The sequence below is a fragment of the Pseudomonas brassicacearum genome (assembly GCF_003732265.1).
Lineage (GTDB): Bacteria > Pseudomonadota > Gammaproteobacteria > Pseudomonadales > Pseudomonadaceae > Aquipseudomonas > Aquipseudomonas brassicacearum_D.
Genome location: NZ_MOBK01000011.1, coordinates 190401 through 209722, shown reverse-complemented (window position 1 = coordinate 209722; position 19322 = coordinate 190401). Strand labels below are relative to the sequence as shown.

At 61.2% G+C, this 19322-nt stretch carries 18 protein-coding genes; 10 read left to right on the top strand and 8 right to left on the bottom strand.

What is annotated here, in order from left to right:
- Positions 1-158: 158 nt before the first annotated feature.
- On the bottom strand, positions 159-1742 hold the full coding sequence (locus BK660_RS26220; RefSeq protein ID WP_123435766.1) for a winged helix-turn-helix domain-containing tetratricopeptide repeat protein: 1584 nt from the start codon (positions 1740-1742) through the stop codon (positions 159-161).
- A 255-nt stretch (positions 1743-1997) separates the two neighbouring features.
- On the opposite strand from BK660_RS26220, the gene BK660_RS26215 reads away from it, so the two are divergent.
- Entirely contained in the window at positions 1998-2750 is a 753-nt protein-coding gene (locus tag BK660_RS26215; protein ID WP_123435765.1) for an SDR family oxidoreductase, read from the top strand.
- Positions 2751-2792: 42 nt separating this feature from the next.
- Positions 2793-3206: a cupin domain-containing protein gene (locus tag BK660_RS26210; RefSeq protein WP_123435764.1), complete on the top strand. Its 414-nt coding sequence runs from the start codon at positions 2793-2795 to the stop codon at positions 3204-3206.
- A 186-nt stretch (positions 3207-3392) separates the two neighbouring features.
- Here BK660_RS26210 and ppk2 read toward each other — a convergent pair whose 3' ends face one another.
- Positions 3393-4310 (bottom strand): polyphosphate kinase 2, encoded by a 918-nt coding sequence (ppk2, locus tag BK660_RS26205; protein WP_123435763.1) that lies wholly within the window; start codon positions 4308-4310, stop codon positions 3393-3395.
- A 197-nt stretch (positions 4311-4507) separates the two neighbouring features.
- Here ppk2 and BK660_RS26200 point away from each other — a divergent pair, with 197 nt between their 5' ends.
- Entirely contained in the window at positions 4508-5443 is a 936-nt protein-coding gene (locus tag BK660_RS26200) for a Ppx/GppA family phosphatase (protein ID WP_027924718.1), read from the top strand.
- Between the two features lie 16 nt (positions 5444-5459).
- Here BK660_RS26200 and BK660_RS26195 read toward each other — a convergent pair whose 3' ends face one another.
- On the bottom strand, positions 5460-7025 hold the full coding sequence (locus tag BK660_RS26195; protein WP_123435762.1) for an aldehyde dehydrogenase (NADP(+)): 1566 nt from the start codon (positions 7023-7025) through the stop codon (positions 5460-5462).
- Positions 7022-7657, bottom strand: a complete 636-nt coding sequence (locus tag BK660_RS26190) for a cysteine hydrolase family protein (RefSeq protein ID WP_123435761.1) — start codon at positions 7655-7657, stop codon at positions 7022-7024. The genes BK660_RS26195 and BK660_RS26190 overlap by 4 nt, the downstream gene beginning before the upstream one ends.
- A 99-nt stretch (positions 7658-7756) precedes the next feature.
- On the opposite strand from BK660_RS26190, the gene BK660_RS26185 reads away from it, so the two are divergent.
- A complete protein-coding gene (locus tag BK660_RS26185; protein ID WP_123435760.1) occupies positions 7757-8275 on the top strand; it encodes a winged helix-turn-helix transcriptional regulator in 519 nt (172 codons plus the stop codon).
- A 219-nt stretch (positions 8276-8494) separates the two neighbouring features.
- Complete coding sequence (locus BK660_RS26180) at positions 8495-8950, top strand: cupin domain-containing protein (RefSeq protein ID WP_123435759.1); 456 nt, start codon at positions 8495-8497, stop codon at positions 8948-8950.
- A 36-nt stretch (positions 8951-8986) separates the two neighbouring features.
- Here the strand turns inward: BK660_RS26180 and BK660_RS26175 are convergent, their stop codons facing one another.
- Positions 8987-10105 (bottom strand): DmpA family aminopeptidase, encoded by a 1119-nt coding sequence (locus tag BK660_RS26175; RefSeq protein WP_123435758.1) that lies wholly within the window; start codon positions 10103-10105, stop codon positions 8987-8989.
- Positions 10106-10189: 84 nt separating this feature from the next.
- Positions 10190-11293: a polyamine ABC transporter substrate-binding protein gene (locus BK660_RS26170; protein WP_123435757.1), complete on the bottom strand. Its 1104-nt coding sequence runs from the start codon at positions 11291-11293 to the stop codon at positions 10190-10192.
- Between the two features lie 111 nt (positions 11294-11404).
- Between BK660_RS26170 and BK660_RS26165 the strand changes: the two genes are divergently transcribed.
- The gene (locus tag BK660_RS26165) at positions 11405-12178 is read left to right on the top strand and encodes a helix-turn-helix transcriptional regulator (RefSeq protein ID WP_123435756.1); all 774 of its coding nucleotides are present in this window, start codon (positions 11405-11407) and stop codon (positions 12176-12178) included.
- A gap of 135 nt (positions 12179-12313) precedes the next feature.
- On the opposite strand, the gene BK660_RS26160 is transcribed toward BK660_RS26165, so the two are convergent.
- On the bottom strand, positions 12314-13255 hold the full coding sequence (locus tag BK660_RS26160; RefSeq protein ID WP_123435755.1) for a class I SAM-dependent methyltransferase: 942 nt from the start codon (positions 13253-13255) through the stop codon (positions 12314-12316).
- 323 nt (positions 13256-13578) lie between these two features.
- Here BK660_RS26160 and fae point away from each other — a divergent pair, with 323 nt between their 5' ends.
- The 4 genes from fae (at position 13579) to BK660_RS26135 (ending at position 18089) form a co-directional block, all read left to right on the top strand.
- Positions 13579-14091, top strand: coding sequence for a formaldehyde-activating enzyme (gene fae / locus BK660_RS26155; RefSeq protein WP_123435754.1), 513 nt, complete (start codon positions 13579-13581; stop codon positions 14089-14091).
- A gap of 10 nt (positions 14092-14101) precedes the next feature.
- On the top strand, positions 14102-15136 hold the full coding sequence (locus BK660_RS26150) for an aldo/keto reductase (RefSeq protein WP_123435753.1): 1035 nt from the start codon (positions 14102-14104) through the stop codon (positions 15134-15136).
- Positions 15133-16566, top strand: coding sequence for an NAD-dependent succinate-semialdehyde dehydrogenase (locus BK660_RS26145; RefSeq protein WP_123435752.1), 1434 nt, complete (start codon positions 15133-15135; stop codon positions 16564-16566). Before BK660_RS26150 ends, BK660_RS26145 begins: the two co-directional genes overlap by 4 nt.
- A 158-nt stretch (positions 16567-16724) precedes the next feature.
- Positions 16725-18089 (top strand): MFS transporter, encoded by a 1365-nt coding sequence (locus BK660_RS26135; protein WP_123435751.1) that lies wholly within the window; start codon positions 16725-16727, stop codon positions 18087-18089.
- Positions 18090-18214: 125 nt separating this feature from the next.
- Here BK660_RS26135 and BK660_RS26125 read toward each other — a convergent pair whose 3' ends face one another.
- The gene (locus BK660_RS26125) at positions 18215-19090 is read right to left on the bottom strand and encodes a LysR substrate-binding domain-containing protein (RefSeq protein WP_123435750.1); all 876 of its coding nucleotides are present in this window, start codon (positions 19088-19090) and stop codon (positions 18215-18217) included.
- Positions 19091-19322 lie beyond the last annotated feature (232 nt).

The following is a 19322-nucleotide window of genomic DNA, read 5'->3' as shown; positions in this document are numbered from 1 at the left end:
GATTCGGCTGACAAGATAACCCATCTTCTTCGCGTAATCATGACCCTCTGGAACGACTGTTATTCGCCGTTAACCACCTGCTGCGAAGGGTCGCTTGTGGCCGATGGCTGCCTGAATCGATAAAGCATTTGATACGCCTGCGGTCAGCCATCCCACGCTCACTCAGCCAACCCCGCCCGCCGCAGCCCATCGGCAAACCGTGCAAGATCCTCCGCACGCTGGATAGGCAACCAATCCCTCAAATTGGAAACCCGCAACAACGGGTCCAGCTCTCGCAGGTGCTGCATTGCCTGCTGCGCTTTATCCATTTGCCCGCTGAGCGCATAACTGGCCGCCACCAGGGCCACCGGGGCCAGCAGATTGGGCAGGTTGCCCAAGGCTTTTTCCGCCCATTGCGTCGCGAGGTCGAAGCGGCCGGCGAAGAAGTGCGCGAGCGACATTCCGATTTGCATCCTGAACATTTCAGGGTCCACCGGACTCAAGCGAACGGCATGGGTCAAGTCCTTGATGGCGCCTTCTGTTTCACCGCGCAGTGCACGCAAGATTCCGCCCAGGAACCAGGCGGGGGCGAGGTTGGGATTGAGCAGGCGCGCCCTGTCGAGCAGCGCTATGCCGCCATCGACATCACCGGCCAGATGAGCAAGCGCATGCCCGCCACGCGTCAACGCGACGGCATCGTCGCGTCCGAGTGTCACCGCCAGGCGCGCGAGCCGTGTGCCTTCGGCAATTTCTGCCGGCCGGTCAGTCATCCAGCCATTGAGCTTGCGCCAGAAGTGGCACCAGGCGGCCATGCCATAGGCCGAGGCGAATTCCGGATCGAGTTCTACGGCTGTGTTAAACATCGGCAGCGCATCCGCGATGGCTTCACGGGTGCCGCTGTGCAGTTTTGCCATGGCCCTCAAGTAATAATCGTAGGCGTCCAGGCTTTCGGTGGGTTTGCGTTTGGCGCGTTCGATTTCTGCCCGTTCCAATTGCGGCGCGATGGCTCCGACGACACTTTCGGCGATTTGATCCTGCAACTCGAAGATGTCGTCGAGCAGGCCTTCGAAGCGCTCCGCCCAAATGTGCGTGCCAGTTGTCGCGTCGATGAGTTGCCCGGTGATGCGCACTTTGTTCGCGCACTTGCGCACGCTGCCTTCGAGCACGTAGCGAACGCCCAGCGTCTGACCGATGCCTTGGATGTCCACCGCCTGACCCTTGTAGGTGAAGCTCGAATTGCGCGCGATGACGAACAGCCAGCGGATCCGCGACAGGGCGACGATGATGTCCTCTACCACGCCGTCGGCGAAGTATTCCTGTTCGGGATCACCGCTCAGGTTCTGGAAGGGCAAGACCGTAATCGAGGGTTTATCCGGGAGAAGCAGCGCAGAGGTGGGCGTTTGCGTGGCGGCCGCGTGTTCGTCGATGTCGGGTTGTCGTGCTTGCTCGCTATGGTCGACGTTGACTTGCCCGACGAAACGGTACCCCTTGCGGGCGACCGTGCGGACAAGGCGCTGTGCTTCGCCCGTATCACCGATGGCCTTGCGCACCGCATTGATGTGGCTGGTGATCGTCGATTCCGAGACGATCCGGCCGCTCCACACGGCCTTGAGCAAGTCGTCCTTGCTGACAACGCAATCGCGGTTGCTCACCAGATACTGCAATAGATCGAAGGTCTGTGGCCCGACGGCCACGACGTGCCCACGCAAGGTCAATTCCCGGCGCTCCTGATCGAGCACGAAGTCTTCAAACGCGAATGGCAAAGCGGGCTTCCCCTGGCAAAGCGCCTTCAACTCCGTGTCCCAGGCCGCTGGCGATATTTAGTTGAGATTGATAATACGGCAGCTCGAAACCCGCTGCATGGTCCACGGTGACGATGGACGAATAACCACTTCTTTGGACGCAAATCCAAGGGTTCATGAAGGTAAATCCAAGCTTGCTGCAAGGACTTGCCGTGCGCGTGCGCGCAACCTCTCTACACCGACGCAATGGTTGCAGTCGACACGTGGAGAATAGCCATGAAGATCGTTGTTATCGGAGGCTCCGGCCTCATTGGATCGAAACTTGTGAACACCCTTCGCGAGCGCGGCCATGACGCGGTCGCCGCCAGCCCCAGCACAGGCGTGAACAGCATCACCCGTGAAGGCCTGGCTGCAGCGATGGATGGTACTGACATCGTTGTCGACGTGGCGAACGCGCCGTCGTGGGAGGACCAGGCGGTACTCGATTTCTTCGAAACATCGACGCGTAACCTGCTGGCTGCCGAAGCGGCCGCCGGGGTTCGTCATCACGTAGCCCTGTCGATCGTCGGCAGCGAACGCCTTCCCGACAGCGGTTATTTTCGGGCCAAGGTCGCGCAGGAAAGCCTGATCAAGGCGTCCGGCATTCCTTACACCCTCCTGCGTGCCACGCAGTTCTTCGAGTTTGTCGAAGGCATCGTCCAGTCGTTCGCCGTCGGCGAGGAATTTTGTGTTTCGCCGGCGCTGATCCAGCCGATCGCGTCCGACGATGTAGTGGCGGCGCTGGCCGATGTCGTGCTGGCAGCACCGGTCAATGGCACGGTTGAAGTCGGCGGCCCGGAAGCCATGCCGATCGACGAACTGGCCCGGCGTTTTCTGCGGGCGACTGGGGACAGCCGCAAGGTCTTGCCGGACGTGCACGCGCGTTACTTCGGTGCCGTGCTCAATGATCAATCGCTGGTGCCTGGCAAGAATCCACGGCTGGGGGCGATCCGCTTCGAAGACTGGATCGCTCGATCGAAGGCCCGGTAACGGCTCGCACCCTCACATTCCCACCCACGAAGGAGCCATCCCATGGTTACTCGAATCCTGTTGGCCGCGGCCTTCGCAGCGCTATCGATCAGCGCAGCGTCCGCCGCTGAGCCGCCCCACGGCAAGGTGACGGTCGTGTTCGACCGTCCCATTCCCAATCTTCCTGGCAAGAGCATGAAAGGCGTCGTCGTCGAGTATGGGCCGGGCGCCGCGTCGCCATCCCACACCCATCCGAAAACGGCCTTCATCTATGCAACCGTCCTGGAAGGTTCATTCCGCATCCAAGTCAAAGGCCAGCCGGAAAAGATCTACCACGTCGGCGAAAACTTCGTAGAGGAGCCGGGTTCGGTGCACCTGGTCAGCGCCAACGCCAGCGACACCGAGCCTGCACGCCTGCTGGCGGTGTTCGTCCTCGACACCAACGAAAAGGAACTCGTCACACCGATCAAGAAGTGAGCCGGTCAACGCGTTCATGAATGTTCGACAGCCGGGCGGCAATTGGGTGGCTTGACGGGTATTGCCAGAAAAAAAAGGCCGCCCAAAAGGGCAGCCCAAAAAAAAGCACGCGGTGTATGGCGTCAGTATTGTTGTCGCAAGGTTACAGAATGATGACGGTTGGGGGCGTTTGCGCCCCCGTCGGTCTCAATACACCTGCGGCACGATCAGTTCCGGTGGCGTCGGGCTGCGCGTGTAATGTTCCTGGCGCACGCGTTCCGGGAGCTCGATTACCGGGGATTGCACTTCTTCATACGGCATCTGCCCCAGCAGGTGGTGGATGCAGTTGAGTCGGGCCTGTTTCTTGTCGTTGGCCTGCACCACCCACCACGGCGCTTCGGCGATGTGGGTGCGATCGAGCATGATTTCCTTGGCCTTGGTGTAGGCCTCCCAGCGTCGTCGGGATTCCAGGTCCATCGGGCTGAGTTTCCATTGCTTGAGCGGGTCATGAATGCGGCTGAGGAAGCGCAGGTGCTGTTCCTGGTCGGAGATCGAGAACCAGTATTTGATCAGCTGGATGCCGGAGCGGGCGAGCATCCGTTCGAACTCCGGCACGGTGCGGAAGAATTCTTCGTACTGGTCGTCGTTGCAGAAGCCCATGACCTTCTCGACGCCCGCACGGTTGTACCAGCTGCGGTCGAACAGCACGATTTCGCCGGCTGCCGGCAGGTGCGAGACATAGCGCTGGAAATACCACTGGGTGCGTTCGCGGTCGTTGGGGGCGGGCAGGGCGGCGACCCGGCACACCCGCGGATTGAGCCGCTGGGTGATGCGCTTGATCACGCCACCTTTGCCCGCCGCATCGCGTCCTTCAAACAGAATCACCACTTTATGCCCGGTTTTCACCACCCAGCTTTGCAGCTTGACCAGTTCGCCCTGCAGGCGGAACAGTTCGCTGAAATAGCGGCGGCGTTGTTCTTTTTCGCTGCTGTCACCGAGGTGCTCATCGAACAGCGCGTTCAGATCGTGTCCGTCCTCCATCAACTCCAATTCCAGCTCTTCGTCGCTGTGGTCGAGCAACTCACGATGGATACGTTGAATCAGGGTGTCGTTGTCTAAAAGCATGGTCCGAGTCCCGACAGAGGTGGAAGTGGCCATGCTAGGCCTGGGGATGTGACGGACAAATGACGATGAGGCCATGGCGAAAAAAACCGTGGTGTCATCTTGGTGTCACCTAACCCATGGCAGGATCCTCGCAAACCGTCTTGAACGCTCAGCGGAACTCCGTCCGCGGGCTGATGAAATTGCCAGGAATCCGCCCCATGAAAGGAGACGCTTCCCTGTTTGCAGCCATTGACCTGGGCTCCAATGCGTTTCGCATGATGATTGGCCAGCCGGTCAAACGGAACCAGAAGTGGATGATCCACGAGGTGAAAACCCTGCGTGAACCGGTCCGTTTGTCGGAGGGTTTCCAGGGCGGTGCGCTGGATGAAATGGCACTGGACCGTGGCTGGCAGGCGCTTTCGCGATTCGGCAAAAAATTACGTGGCTTTGAACCCGGCCGGGTGCGGGCGGTGGCAACCAGCGCGGTGCGCGAGGCTGACAACGCACAACTGTTTTTGGCCAGTGCCGAACGTCATCTCGGGTTTCGGATCGATGTGATTTCCGGGCACGAAGAGGCGCATCTGGTGTACGCCGGTGTGGCCCATTCGATTCCCAGTCCGTTAAGCATGCGATTGGTGGTGGACATCGGCGGCGGCTCCACCGAGCTGATTCTGGGCCAGGGCACTCAACCGCTGTTGACCGAAAGCATCGCGATTGGCAGCGGCACCTTTGGCGCGCGTTATTTTTCCGGTGGTTGCATCACTGCCCCGGCGCTACTGGAGGCGGAGCGGGTGGCCACGCTGCAGTTTGAAAAAGTCGCGCGACGTTACCGTGCCCTGGGTTGGCAGCAGGCCATCGGCTCATCGGGGACGGCACGCATGCTCGCCAAAGTGCTGAAGGCCAACGGCATGAACGACGACGGCGAGAGCGGCATCACTTACAGCGGTCTTCTGCGCCTGTCGTTGCGCCTGCTGGAAGTGGGCCATGTGAAACAGCTAAAACTGGCCGGCCTGCAAAACCATCGCTTGAGCACCTTGCCGGGTGGACTGGTGGTGATGCTGGCGGCATTCAAGGTCTTTGGTATCTCGCAGATGACGCCTTCAGAGGGCGGGTTGAGGTTCGGGGTCCTGCATGGCCTGATGGCCAGGCATTGAACCCCGAACCCCCGTTCTAGACACCGTCAATGAGGCGAGGCAACGCCAACGGGTTTGCGTCTCGCAGCACCTCAGGCAGTAGCGCTTGCGGAAAGCCCTGGTAAGCCACCGGGCGCAAGAAACGTTCAATCGAGGTCATGCCAACTGAGGTAAAGCGGCTGTCCGACGTGGCTGGAAACGGGCCGCCGTGAACGGTGGCAAACGTCACTTCCTGCGGATGCGCGAAGGCATTGACGACGATGCGCCCGGTGCGGCGTTCCAGGACGGGCAACAAGCGCTGTGCCAAGGGCAAATCCTCGACCTCAAGGTGCATGGCCGCCGACAGTTGGCCGCGCAACGAACGCGCAACGGCGAGCATTTCTGCCTCATTCCTGACTTTCACCAACAGCGCTGCCGGGCCGAATACTTCTTCGGCCAGCAGCGTTTCGCTCAGGAACTGCGCGCCGTCGACTTCCAGCAACGCAGAGGCGCCATGCAGCGCCGCACTGGCCGGTGAACCCTCGGCAATACGCCGTGCCCCTGCGTCCTCGATCTGGCCAAGACCGTTGAGATAGGCTGCGTGAATGCCGGGTGTCAGCATTGGTCGCGCCAATGTCTCGTTGACGCGTTTGATCATCGCGGCGCGCATCGCCTCAAAACCAGGCCCGTCGATGGCAATCAGCAGTGCAGGTTTCAGGCAGGCTTGCCCGACGTTGACCAGCATGCGCTCGACAAAGCCGTCGCCGATCAACGCACCTTTTTCAGCCTGAGCATGAGGCAGGATGAACGTCGGGTTGATGCTGGTCATCTCGGTGAACACTAGAATCGGATCCGGACGCAATTGCGCACGGCGATACAGCGCCATACCGCCGCGTTCCGAACCGGTGAATGTCACGGCTTTGATCAGCGGGTGATCGACCAGCGCTTCACCGATGGCGTTACCGCCACCGCGCACCATCGAGAACACGCCTTCGGGCAGACCGTGCGCTTGCACGGCGTCGCGGATGGCCCGCGCCTGAATTTCCGAAGCCCCGGGATGCGCGTTATGCGCCTTGAGGATCACGGTCGCGCCGGCGGCCAGTGCCGAAGCGGTGTCGCCGCCGGCGACCGAATAGGCGATGGGAAAGTTGCTCGCGCCGAAAATCGCCACCGGGCCGAGGGCGATCTTCTGCAAGCGATGGTCCATGCGCGGACGCGGCTGACGATCAGGTTGTGCCGGATCGATGGCCAGTTGCAGGAAGCGTCCTCTGCGCACGACATCGGCGAACTGGCGGAACTGGGTGGCGGCTTTTATCGCTTCGCCCTCCAGTTGCGCCTCTGGCACGCCGGTTTCGAGGGCTGCTCGGGCCGCCAGCGCCTGGCGGACTTTATCGAGATTGTCGGCAATGCTGTCGAGGAACGCGGCGCGCTTGGCCAGCGAGGTGTGGCTGTAAACATCGAACGCCTCATCGGCAAGGGTCGCGGCGCGGTCGACGTCGGCCACGCCACCCAAGGCGAAATCCGGTTCAATCAATTGATTGGTGGCGGGGTTGAGCGCCTTCATCGTTCCTTCAGAACCGGGCACATCGCGGGCGCCAATCAGGAGTTTGCCAGTCAAGGTCATGGGCGCTCACCTTGGGTCAACGTGGCGATCAGTTCTGGCGTGGTCACAATGGAATGGGCGAACGTCGGGCCGTTCAGTTCATGGGCCGCGTGCATCATTTCTGGCTTGAACGCGGCCGTGGCGTCGCGCACCAGGGTCACGTGATAGCCAAGTTCCTGGGCGTAGCGGGCGGTGGCCTCGATGCAGGTATTGGCCAGCAAGCCAACGATGATCACGTGGGTAACGCCTTTCTGCTTGAGACGGAAATCAAGGTCGGTGTTGGCAAAACCGCTCGACCCCCAGTGCTCCTGAACGACAATGTCGCCATCCTTGGGCGCGAAATCCGGGTGCCATTCGCCGCCCCATTCGCCGCGAGCGAAGTGATGCATGTGCATGATCTTGCATTGGGTAGGGCTCGGGTGATCCCAGTTTTCGTAGTCGCCTTTTTCCCAGCGGTGGTGCGGTACGATGACCACCGGAATGTCGAGGGCACGGACGGTGCGATCGAGTGCGCGCAAGTTGTCGAGCAGGCCGACTTGTGCGGCGATCGGTTCGATCAGCGGATAGACTTTGCCGCCTTCGGAGAGAAAGTCGTTGTAGGGATCGACCAACAGATAAGCGGTTCTGTCGAGGGGATAAAGGGCTTTTGGCATGGCTGCGTTCTCAGGAATGTTGAGGGGCCGATGCCCGGTACTTGCCCGGACATCTTGTTGATATGATAATCATAGTAACTGCAAAAGAGGCAAGACCGCATGTCGGTAAACACACCTGTTCCTGAAACCCTGTGCCCGATTTCACGGGCCGAGGCCGTCGTCGGCGACCGCTGGACGGTCCTGGTGCTGCGCGAGTTGTTCATGGGCAGCCATCGCTTCGACGAGATCCAGGCGCAAACCGCCGGGACCCCGCAAATGATCGCCACCCGTCTCAAACGCCTGGAGGCTGACGGGCTGGTCGCGCGCCGCGCCTACAGCGAGCGCCCCCCGCGCTACGAGTACCACCTGACACCCAAAGGCGATGCGTTCTATTCCGTGGTGCTGGCACTGCGCGCCTGGGGGGAAACCTGGTGCAAGTCAAAGGAGGAGGGGCTGGCGGTGGTTTACACCCACACCACCTGTCGCCATCCTGCCGGGCTGGGTCCGCTGTGCGCGCATTGCGGCGAACCATTGCGCCGTGGCGAGCTGATCAGCACGCCTAGCGACGCCTATGCCGCTGAACGCAAGGCACGGCGAGACGCCTTCAAGGGTGGGCGTGGGGCAGATCCGGATCAATGAACACATTGAAGTGAGGTCCCCGGGAAATGTTAGCTGTCTGGTGACAGAGGGCATTTCTTCAGATAGTCGGTCTTCGCGGGCGCAGGTTTGTATCGCTACGTATCCCCGGTGCCGGCAGCCAACTTCGCATACAAAACCATGCCCTACGTGACACGAGCCGGATACACCGCAGCCTCTAAATGGGCTCACCGCATTGGTGGCAATCATTGGAGAATTGCAATGTCCCGTATCACTTCCCGCAACACGGCTGGCCGGTCAGGCATCGCCCTTGCCGTTCTTTCACTGGCAGCCTTCGCGAGTTTTTCGCAGGCTGGCAACGCAAACCCCGAGCCACAGCCGGCGAAAAACTGGCAGGCCGGAATCCACCGTACCGATCTGGTGCGCAAGGACCTGGGTGCCGCCGAGCGTGAAGTGATTCAGGTGCGTGTCGATTTCGACGCAGGCGTGACCTCGCCTAAACACTCGCATCCGGGCGTGGAAGTGGCTTATGTCATCGAAGGTTCGTTTGAGTATCAGCTGGAGGGCCAGCCACCGGTCACGCTCAAGGCTGGCGATTCGCTATACATCCCGGAAGGCACGGCGCATCTCGCGAAGAACGTGGGTGGTGGCAAAGCGTCGGAGCTGGCGACGTACATCGTGAAGAAAGGTACGCCGCTGCTGGTGCTGGAAGAGTAATCAGTGTTCGCCCGACGCTGGCATCGGGCGATCCTGTCAGCGCTGGCCCGGCCAACCCGCCTGACGCAATGCCTTGAGCAGCGTCTGCGCATCCAGTCCCTTTACCGTATGGCCGTTGCCTTCCACCGTGTCAGACGCCAGCAGCGCATTGATGATGGCTTCTTCCACGGCCTCGGTGGCGGCCAGAAACAGCTCGCTGATGTGATCGTTGTTGACCATGCGCAGGTTGTCGCACGTGGGCGCGCCTTTGCCTTCATAGGCGGCAGGTGGCACGTGCTGGTTGCCGGTGGCGAAGGCAATGAAGATGTCACCGCTGTGGTCTTCGTTACCGCCGCCGGTGCGGGCCAATCCCAGGCTGGCGCGCTGCGCGAGGCGAGTGCATTGGTGCGGCAGCAACGGCGCATCCGTGGCCAGGCAGACGACGATGGAACCCATGCCCGGATACGGCAGCGAGGCCTTGAGGAACGGCGAGTCGACCTGTTCCATGTAGCGTCCGACCGGATAGCCGTCGACGCGCAACTCGTTGCGAATGCCATGGTTGGCCTGGACGATGGCGCCGACGGTCCAGCCGCCTTGCGCCGGGCTCAAGCGTCGCGAGGACGTGCCAATCCCGCCTTTGAACTCATGACAGATCATCCCGCTGCCACCGCCTACTGCGCCTTCGATCACCGGTCCGTCGACGGCATTGCGCTGCGCCTGGGCCACGTGCTCGGGTTTGACGTGGAAACCATTGATGTCGCTGAGCAAGCCATCGAACGTCTCCAGCACCACCGGCATGTTCCAGTACAAGCGACCGTCATCGGGCTGGGCCTGTCGGTCCAGCGCAATCAGCGCATCGCGCACCACGCCCAGGCTGTGGGTGTTGGTGAAGGCGATCGGGCTGGTCAGCAGACCGGCTTCGCGAATCCACTCAAGACCGGTGGCGTCACCATTGCCGTTGAGCACATGCACACCGGCAAAGCACGGTTGCTGGTTGGTAGAACCGGCACGCGGTTCGATCAGGGTGACGCCGGTGTGGATGTCACGACCGCTGTCAGTGCGGCCGCGCACCTCACTGTGGCCGACACGGACGCCGGGTACATCGGTGATGGCATTGAGAGGGCCGGGTTGCAGTTGGCCGAACTGAATGTTCAGGTCACGGGCACGTAGTTTCATGGGGTTTCTCATCTTCAATTCGTGGCAGAAAATTAATGTGACGCGGGTTGTGGCCAGGGCGCTGTTGTGGCGAGGGAGCTCCACTCACTGCCCGTTTTTGACCTTGCTCCAGACCCGCGTGCGCACTCGTTCAGTCGCCGGCGGCAGCGGTTGAAGGGTGAACAACGTGGCCAGCGCTTCAGCCGATGGATACACCGCCGGGTTGGTGCGGGTCGCTTCGGCCACCAGCGGCGTCGCGCTGCGGTTGCCGTTGGGGTAGTTCAGGTGATCGCTGACCGGGGCGATGACTTCGGGGCGCATCAGGTAGTCGATAAAGGCCAGGCCTTGTTGTGGATGCGGTGCGTCCTTGAGCAGCACCAGCGTGTCGAACCACACCGGCGCGCCTTCCTTCGGCAAGCTGTAGGCGATCTTCACGCCGTTGTTGGCCTGCTCGGCGTTGGTCTTGGCTTCCAGCATCGCGCCAGACCAACCCACCGCCACGCAGATGTTGCCGTTGGCCAGGTCGCTGATGAACTTGGACGAGTTGAAGTAGGCAATGTGCGGGCGCAACTTCAGCAGCAGCGCCTCGGCCTTCTTGTAGTCTTCGGGGTTGGTGCTGTTCGGTGGCAAGCCCAGGTAGTGCAGGGCCACCGGGAGCATTTCCGACGGCGAGTCGAGCATCGCCACGCCACACTGGCCGAGCTTGGCCAGGTTCTCTTCCTTGAACACCAGGTCCCAGGAGTCCACCGGCGCCTTGTCGCCCAACGCCGCACGGACCTTGTCGATGTTGTAGCCAATCCCGTTGGTGCCCCACAGGTACGGCACCGCGTACTGGTTGCCCGGATCGTTGTTGGCCAGTTTCGCCAGCAGGTCGCTGTCCATGTTCTTGAAGTCGGGCATTTGCGCGTGGGGCAACGGGGCGAGGGCGCCGGCCTTGATCAGCGTCGGCAGACTGAAGTTACTCGCCACCACCACGTCGTAGCCGCTGCGGCTGGTCAACAGTTTGCCTTCCAGCACTTCGGCGCTGTCGAAGGTGTCGTAGACCGGTTCGATCCCGGTGTCGCGCTTGAAGTCGTGCAGGGTGTTGGGACCGATGTAGTCATACCAGTTGTAGACATGCACCGTCGGGGCATCCGTGGCCATGGCCGACAACGAGACGCACAAACAGGCGCCCAGTCCAAGATTGATATGCGAGCGGTGACGACTCATGATGCGGCACTCCTGGCCTGCTGCAGGCCGGTGATGAACAGGTGCTTGCAGCGTACTGGCAGGCGGGGGACTCACCCATTCCCATCATGGGTTACTCGAAAGGGGTAGTGCGTGGACGCATTGTTGAAAGAGCTGCCGGTGCACCAGTCGCTGGCGCGGGTGTTTGGCGCGTTGGGCCAGGACGGTTTCTGGCGGGCGCTGGTCGACACGTTGCGGCTGCTGGTGCCGCTGGACAATGCGTTGGTCGCGGTGATGCGCGCGGGGCGGGTCCCGCATCTGCTGATTGATTTCGACTCCAAGGGCGGTGCCGCCGAGCTCGAAGAACTGGCGGACTACAGCGCCGGCATGTACCTGCTCGACCCCTTTTACCAGGCCGCTTGCGCCGGTATTGCCGAGGGCCTGCACAGCCTCGAATCGGTGGCGCCCGACCAGTTCCAGCAGAGCGAGTACTACCTGAGCTACTTCCGCTCGGTGGTGGGGGCGGACGAGTTGCAGTTCATGGTCAACGTGGAGGGCGCGGTGTTGGGTTTGTCGCTGGGACGTTCGACGCGGTTCAGCCTGGAAGAGCAGGGCCGACTGCTGTGCGTGCGCGACTGGGTGCTGTCGGCGATGCGCCGTCATCTGCAACTGATGCCACCGGAAGGCGCGACCGCTGAGCCGGTGGCCGGCGATCTCGCGACGTTGCTCGATCGCTTCGACGCGCGCCTGTCGGTACGGGAAATCGAAACCGCCAGGCTGATCCTTCAGGGCTTCTCCAGCAAAGCCATCGCCCAGCACATGGGTATCTCACCGGAGACGGTGAAAGTGCATCGGCGCAATGTCTATCACAAGCTCAATGTGACCGGGCATGGGGAGTTGTTTGCGTTGGTGTTGCAGCCGCGTTGAGCCAAAAATCATCGCTGCACAGAAGGTCCCCTTGTGGGAGCGAGCCTGCTCGCGAAGACGCCGGCACATTCAACATTGATGTTGACTGACACACCGCCTTCGCGAGCAGGCTCGCTCCCACAGGTAGAGCAAGACTCAATCTTCCAGTTTGAACACCAACGCCTTCAGGCCACACTCAACATCCGCATCCGGAAACTCCGGCGGATTCTCCAGCCGCTGCTCAAAACGCAAACTCGGCGCTTCACGCATCACCCCATCGATCAGGAAGTCAGACCCAAACGCCGGGTCATTCATGCAGGCCAACACTGTGCCCGCAGGGCTGAGCAATTCCGGCAACCGGCGCAACACCCGCTGGTAATCCTTGGTCAGCAAAAAACTGCCTTTCTGAAAGGACGGTGGGTCGATGATCACCAGGTCATAAGGCCCCTTGCCAATCACCTTGCCCCAGGACTTGAACAGGTCATGACCAAGAAAACTGACCTGGCTCAAATCGTGCCCGTTGAGCCGGTGATTGTCGCGCCCACGGCTCAGGGCCGGGCTGGACATGTCCAGATTGACCACGTGCTCGGCGCCACCCTCGATGGCGGCGACCGAGAAGCCGCAGGTGTAGGCAAACAGGTTCAACACGCGCTTGCCCTGGGCATTGGCCCGCACCCAGTCACGGCCATAACGCATGTCGAGAAACAGGCCAGTGTTCTGCTTGCGGCCCAGGTCCACGCGATAACGCAAGCCGCCCTCGGTGATGGTCATCTCGTCGATCACCTCGCCCAGCAACCACTCGGTAGTGCTTTGCAGCAGGTAGCGATGTTGCAGCAGCAAGGTGTGCGCGCCGGATTGTGCCCACTCGGGTGACTGGGTGATCTGCATCAACAGTCGTTTCAAATCTTCCAGCTGCGACGCTTCCGGCTCTTTGAACAGCGCGACCAGCACCACGCCCTGCAACCAGTCGACGGTCAACTGCTCCAGCCCCGGCCAGCAGCGGCCACGGCCGTGAAACAGCCGGCGGGTTTCCGCAGGGGCCGTTGCCAGGGCCTTCAGCAGGTGGGCGTGGAGGGTGGCAAGTGCGTCTGAATTCATCGGGCTGGGTCGGCAATTTGAGGGGGCGGCATTTTAACCACAAATGCAGAGCACCGTGCGGTACAGGCATTCAAATGCGGGGTATGACTTGAACTCATACCCTCATGACTTTTAATGGTTACAGCCCCGCAAACCCCCAGTGTTAAAAAATCGCAAACCAGCTCATCAACAACAAAAAAGAGCGTTTGCAACCATGACTCATCATCTCTGCCGCGTCTTCGCCAGCGACCTGCTGCGCTCTTCGAATCCCGACATGTGCCACGCCAGGCCCGCTGCCTGCGTGCGTTTCTGATCAACCTCAACTCCCTGAAGAGTAACGACTCATGAAAGAACTCGACCTGTACATCGGTGAAGGTTTCGAAGGCCCGGGCGTGAACGCCGCGCACATCAACATTCTGATCGGCCCGCGCAACGGCCCGGCCGGCCAGGCGTTTGCCAACAGCCTGGCGTCGCCAAGCCAGGGGCACTGCCCGTTCATGGTGATTGCGCAGCCGAATATTCCGGTCAAGCCAATGACCCTTTACGTCAACAAAGCGGCGATCAGCAGCGACCTGCACGGCAACGCCACCTGGGGCGCGTCCCAAGCCGGTATCGCCAAGGCTGTACTTGAAGCGCTGCTGGACGGCACCTTGCCGCCGGAAGCCGAAGACGAATGGGCCATCGTCACCGCCAACTGGGTCAACCCGGCCTGCGATGACCTCGATTTGGTCTACCTGAACAATTACAACGCCTGCCGCACGGCGATCCGTGCCGCGCTGACCGGCAAGCCGGAAACCGCGCAACTGGCGGATGTGGTCAATCACATCAGCAACCCTTTCTACACGCCAAAAGCCTGAGGTCCGCGCCATGCAATACATTCGTTTGGGCAACTCCGGCCTGCAAGTCTCCCGCCTGTGCCTGGGCACCATGAACATGGGCACCCCGGACTGGAAACCGTGGATCTTCGACGAGAAGAAAAGCGAGCCAATCGTCGCGCACGCACTCGACAACGGCGTGAACTTCATCGACCTCGCGGACTTCTATTCCGCAGGCACAGGCGAAGAAGTGGTGGGGCGCATCGTCAAGCGCCTGGCCCGTCGCGAAGACCTGGTCATTACCACCAAAGTCGGTTACGGCACCCGCAACGGCATTAACGCCAGCGGCCATTCGCGCAAGCACATCATGGACAGCATCGACGCTTCGCTGAAGCGCCTGAACATGGATTACGTCGATGTGTTCATGCTGCATTACTTCGATGTGAACACCCCGGTTGAAGAAACCATGAGCGCCATGAACGACATCGTGCGTTCCGGCAAGGCGCGTTACATCGGCGTCTCGACCATGCTCACCGGGCAACTGGCGAAGATCCTCATGGCCTGCGAGCGCAATGGTTGGGTCAAGCCGATCAACATGCAGCTGCAACTGAACTGCGCCTACCGCGAAGAAGAACGCGAGATGATTCCGTTCTGCCGCGACCAAGGCCTCGGCGTCTCGGTGTTCAGCCCGCTGGCCCGTGGCTTGCTGACCGGCGACGTGCAGTCGACCCGCAACCAGACCGATTTCTTCACCCAGCAGATGTACAGCGACGAAGCCTCGTTCGAAATCGCCCATTCGGTGCAGCGCGTGGCCCGTGCCCGTGGCGTGTCCAACGCACAAATCGCCCAGGCCTGGGTGGCCAATCATCCGGGTGTGGATTGCATGCTGGTGGGCGCTGACACCACCGAACAGTTCGACAGCGCCCTGGCCGCGCTCGATACCAGACTCGATGCCGAAGAACTGCACGAACTGGAACGCAATTACACCCCGTGCGACGTGATCAATGATTACACCGCCGGCAAACGTATCTTGCGTTCGGCCCGTCCGGGTCTGGAACGCTTCACCCTGACCGAGGCTGTGGCATGAGCGCGCTGATCCGCACGGGTAATTTCATCGACGGCCAATGGTCGTCCGGCGGCCCGACTTACCCGGTGTTCAATCCGGCCAACGGCGAGTTGATCATCGACGTACAAAAGGCCGGTGCCGAAGAAACCAATCGGGCTATTGAAGCCGCCAATCGCGCATTACCGTCGTGGCGCAAGCTCACGGCCAAGGAGCGCAGCCAGAAGCTCAAGCGCTGGAGCGAGCTGATGCTGAGCAACCAGAAGGACCTGGCGACCCTGCTCAGCCGCGAACAAGGCAAACCGTTGGCCGAAGCCATGGGCGAGGTTGTCTACGCCGCGAGTTTTCTGGAGTGGTTTGCCGAAGAAGCCAAGCGTGCTTACGGCGACGTGATTCCGAGCCACAAGGCTGATGCGCGGATCATCGTGGTCAAGGAAGCCATCGGCGTGGTCGCCGCGATCACACCGTGGAACTTCCCGCTGGCTATGGTCACGCGCAAGGTCGGCCCGGCACTGGCCGCCGGTTGCACGATGATCCTCAAGCCCTCGGAAGAGACGCCGCTGTCGGCTTTCGCCCTGGCGGTGTTGGCAGAACAGGCGGGTATTCCGGCGGGGGTGTTCAACATCGTGTCGGGCGATGCGGTGGCCATAGGTGGGGCGCTGCAAGCGTCGAGCATTGTGCGCAAACTGTCGTTCACCGGCTCCACGCGCACCGGCAAACTGCTGATGCGCCAGGCGGCGGACACCCTGAAAAAAGTCTCGCTGGAACTGGGCGGCAACGCGCCGTTCATTGTCTTTGACGACGCCGATCTGGACGCTGCGGTCAAAGGCGCGATGGCCTCGAAGTTCCGTAACACCGGGCAGACCTGCGTCTGTGTAAACCGCTTTTTCATTCAGGACGGTGTGTACGAAGCCTTCACCGGCAAACTCGCCGAAGCCGTTGCGGCGATGCGCGTCGGCAGTGCGCTGGACGGCGAAACCGAGCAAGGCCCACTGATCAACGCGGCGGCGCTGGCCAAGGTTGAACTGCACGTCGGCGATGCACTGGAGAAGGGCGCCAAGCTGTTGTGTGGCGGCAGTCGTCATGTGCTCGGCGGCACGTTCTACGAGCCGACCATCCTCGCCGAAGCCAGCAGCGAAATGCTCATTGCCCAGGAAGAAACCTTCGGCCCGGTAGCGGCCTGCTTCCGTTTCAAGGACGAAGTCGAAGTGCTGCAAAAGGCCAACGACACGCCGTTTGGTTTGTCGGCTTACTTCTACAGCCGCGACATCGGCCGCGTGTGGCGCATGGCCGAAGGCCTGGAGGCCGGCATGGTCGGGATCAACGAAGGGATCATTTCCACGGAAGTGGCACCGTTCGGCGGCATCAAGGAATCGGGCCTCGGTCGCGAGGGTTCGAAGTACGGTCTGGATGACTACCTGGAAATCAAATACCTGTTGATGGGCGGTCTCTAACCCCCACCACAACCCCTTGTAGGAGTGAGCCTGCTCGCGATGGCGGTGTATCAGGCAACATTGCTTCCACTGACACACTGCTATCGCGAGCAGGCTCACTCCTACAAAAACAGCGATCGGTTTCATTTCTCCGTCAATAACAACAATTGGAGATTTACATGTCCTTACAACCGGTAAAAATCGACGACCTGCCCATCGGGCGCTTTCACCTGAAAATCGCCGGCCTGACCTTCGGCGCACACTTCACCGACGGCTACATCCTCGGCCTGATCGGCATCGCGTTCACCTTGCTGAGTCCGCAGATGCACCTGGATGCGTTCTGGCAGGGACTGATCGGCGCTTCGGCACTGATTGGGCTGTTCCTCGGCAGCCTGTTTTTCGGCTGGATCTCCGACAAGGTCGGCCGGCAGAAAATCTTCCTGGTCAGCTTCGTGCTGATCACCATTGCTTCGGTGATGCAGTTCTACGCCGAAACCGCCATGGGCCTGTTCCTGTGCCGGGTGTTGATCGGCATCGGGCTGGGCGGTGATTTCAGTGTCGGCCACGCCATGCTGGCCGAGTTCGCGCCGAAGAAACATCGCGGCGTGCTGCTCGGTTCGTTCAGCGTGATCTGGACCTTCGGCTACGTGGCCGCGACATTTGTCGGCACCGCCATGCTCAGCCTCGGCGATGACGCCTGGCGCTGGATGCTGGCGTCTTCAGCGATTCCTGCGGCGTTGATTCTGATTGCGCGCATCGGCACGCCAGAGTCGCCGCGCTGGCTGGTGAACCAGGGCCGAATTGCCGAGGCGCGAGCGATCGTCAAGAAGCACCTGGGCGCCAACGTCGAACTCGACGAAACCCAATCCACCGAAACCCGTTCCGGCTACGCGGTGCTGTTCAGCCGTGAATACCGCAAGCGCACCGCGTTCAACTGCCTGTTTTTCGTCTGCATCGTCATGCCGTATTTCGCCATCTACACCTTCCTGCCGTCGATCCTGCAGAAGATGGGCCTGGCCGAAGGCTTCGGCACTGAGCTGATGCTGAACATGCTGCTGATCCTCGGTGCGTTGATCGGGATCTGGTGCACGATCAAATTCTCGCGCCGCGGGTTCTTGATCAACTCGTTCATCATCCTGGCGGTCGCGTTGTTCATGCTGGCGGTGTTGCCGAGCAGTGCAGCGTTGCTGATGGTGTTGGTGTTTGGGCTGTTCACGCTGGTGTTGTCGGCGGTCAGTAACCTGGTGGGCGTGTTCCCGGCCGAGAGCTTCCCGACTGAAGTGCGGGCCAGCGGGATCGGCCTGGCCACGGCGGTCAGCCGGTTGGGTTCGGCGATCAGCACGTTCCTGTTGCCGGTGAGTGTGGCGGGGATCGGCTTGAGCCCGACGATGGGGATTCTGGCGGCGATCCTGGCCATCGGCGCCTGGCTGTCCTGGGCGTGGGCACCGGAAACCAAATCACTGACACTGAGCCAGGCATGCAAGGCGCAGAGCCCGGTGGAGGGCGGTGCGGCAGTGGCAGTGAAAGTCCCTGCCCCGATCTAACTGACTGCCAAAGTTCAAATGTGGGAGCGGGCTTGCTCGCGAAAGCGGTGGATCAGTCAATATTGAGGGTGACTGACACTCCGCCTTCGCGAGCAAGCCCGCTCCCACATTAGAGTGGGGGTGTGTCAGGGATTGCTGACTAATCCCAACCAATCGGTAAACAACCGCACCTTCGACAACCCTTGCTTGTCGTTCGCCACATCCAGCCAATAGCCATACGGCCCGATCACCTCCACCGGGGTAATCGGCAGCAGGCTGCCATTGGCCAATTCCTTCTCGATCATCTGCCGGTCAATCACCGCCAGCCCACCCCCCGCCAACGCGGTGTGGATCACCTGATCCAGCGTGCTGAATTCCAGCCCTTGTGCCGGATCGACATCGTCGCGCCCCATGGCCGCCAGCCAGTTTTCCCAGACCTTCAGGCGTTTGCCATCGTGCAGGATGTGCAGCAGCGGGAAGCCTCGCAGATCCGGCGGCTGACCGTCGCTGAACAACTCCGGGCTGGCCACGGCGATGTGCCGTTCCATCACCAGCAATTGACTGCTGCAATGGTTGTTGGCTTCGAGGCCGAAGCGGATGTGGCAGTCGATTTCCGCGAGGCTGTCGTGGCCGGCCTGGTTGGTCACGCTCAGGCTGATGTCGGGGTAACGCTGACAGAACACACGCAAATGCGCCGACAACCAGCGCGTCGCCCAGGTCGGTGGCGCGAGGATTCTCAGGCGCTGGCGCAGGTTGGGCACGCGCACAGCTTGCAGGGCGCGTTCAATGTGATCGAAAGCTTCCGCGAGGTGCGGGGAGAGGGCGATGCCGGATTCGGTCAGCGACAAGCCCTGGGGCGTGCGCACGAACAGCGCGACGCCGAGGTAGTCTTCCAGTTGCTTGATCTGCCGGCTGACGGCGCCTTGAGTGACGTTCAGGCCCAGCGCCGCCTGGCTGAAACTGCGATGACGCGCGACCTCTTCGAAGACGCGCAGCATATTGAGCGAGGGCAGTTGACGCATCGAAGGTGGGCTCCGTACCGGTCTCCGGTGTTGCGGCGGGCCGGTTTATTGTTTTGGTGGCGGTCTCTGTGGTGCCTATCTGACTATTAGCCAAGGGCTGATGCAAGTGTTGCTTAGGCTGACGCCTTCGCGAGCAAGCCCGCTCCCACATTAGACCGAGTCGTTGCCTGGAACGCGGTCAAATGTGGGAGCGGGCTTGCTCTCGAAGACATCCTCAAGGGCGCTAAAAATA

Bases quoted from the DNA above. Each gene is read 5' to 3' on its own strand.
- BK660_RS26215 (WP_123435765.1), top strand. From the start codon at position 1,998: ATGAAGATCGTTGTTATCGGAGGCTCCGGCCTCATTGGATCGAAACTT.
- BK660_RS26210 (WP_123435764.1), top strand. From the start codon at position 2,793: ATGGTTACTCGAATCCTGTTGGCCGCGGCCTTCGCAGCGCTATCGATC.
- ppk2 (WP_123435763.1), bottom strand. From the start codon at position 4,310: ATGCTTTTAGACAACGACACCCTGATTCAACGTATCCATCGTGAGTTG.
- BK660_RS26200 (WP_027924718.1), top strand. From the start codon at position 4,508: ATGAAAGGAGACGCTTCCCTGTTTGCAGCCATTGACCTGGGCTCCAAT.
- BK660_RS26195 (WP_123435762.1), bottom strand. From the start codon at position 7,025: ATGACCTTGACTGGCAAACTCCTGATTGGCGCCCGCGATGTGCCCGGT.
- BK660_RS26190 (WP_123435761.1), bottom strand. From the start codon at position 7,657: ATGCCAAAAGCCCTTTATCCCCTCGACAGAACCGCTTATCTGTTGGTC.
- BK660_RS26185 (WP_123435760.1), top strand. From the start codon at position 7,757: ATGTCGGTAAACACACCTGTTCCTGAAACCCTGTGCCCGATTTCACGG.
- BK660_RS26180 (WP_123435759.1), top strand. From the start codon at position 8,495: ATGTCCCGTATCACTTCCCGCAACACGGCTGGCCGGTCAGGCATCGCC.
- BK660_RS26175 (WP_123435758.1), bottom strand. From the start codon at position 10,105: ATGAAACTACGTGCCCGTGACCTGAACATTCAGTTCGGCCAACTGCAA.
- BK660_RS26170 (WP_123435757.1), bottom strand. From the start codon at position 11,293: ATGAGTCGTCACCGCTCGCATATCAATCTTGGACTGGGCGCCTGTTTG.
- BK660_RS26160 (WP_123435755.1), bottom strand. From the start codon at position 13,255: ATGAATTCAGACGCACTTGCCACCCTCCACGCCCACCTGCTGAAGGCC.
- fae (WP_123435754.1), top strand. From the start codon at position 13,579: ATGAAAGAACTCGACCTGTACATCGGTGAAGGTTTCGAAGGCCCGGGC.
- BK660_RS26150 (WP_123435753.1), top strand. From the start codon at position 14,102: ATGCAATACATTCGTTTGGGCAACTCCGGCCTGCAAGTCTCCCGCCTG.
- BK660_RS26145 (WP_123435752.1), top strand. From the start codon at position 15,133: ATGAGCGCGCTGATCCGCACGGGTAATTTCATCGACGGCCAATGGTCG.
- BK660_RS26135 (WP_123435751.1), top strand. From the start codon at position 16,725: ATGTCCTTACAACCGGTAAAAATCGACGACCTGCCCATCGGGCGCTTT.
- BK660_RS26125 (WP_123435750.1), bottom strand. From the start codon at position 19,090: ATGCGTCAACTGCCCTCGCTCAATATGCTGCGCGTCTTCGAAGAGGTC.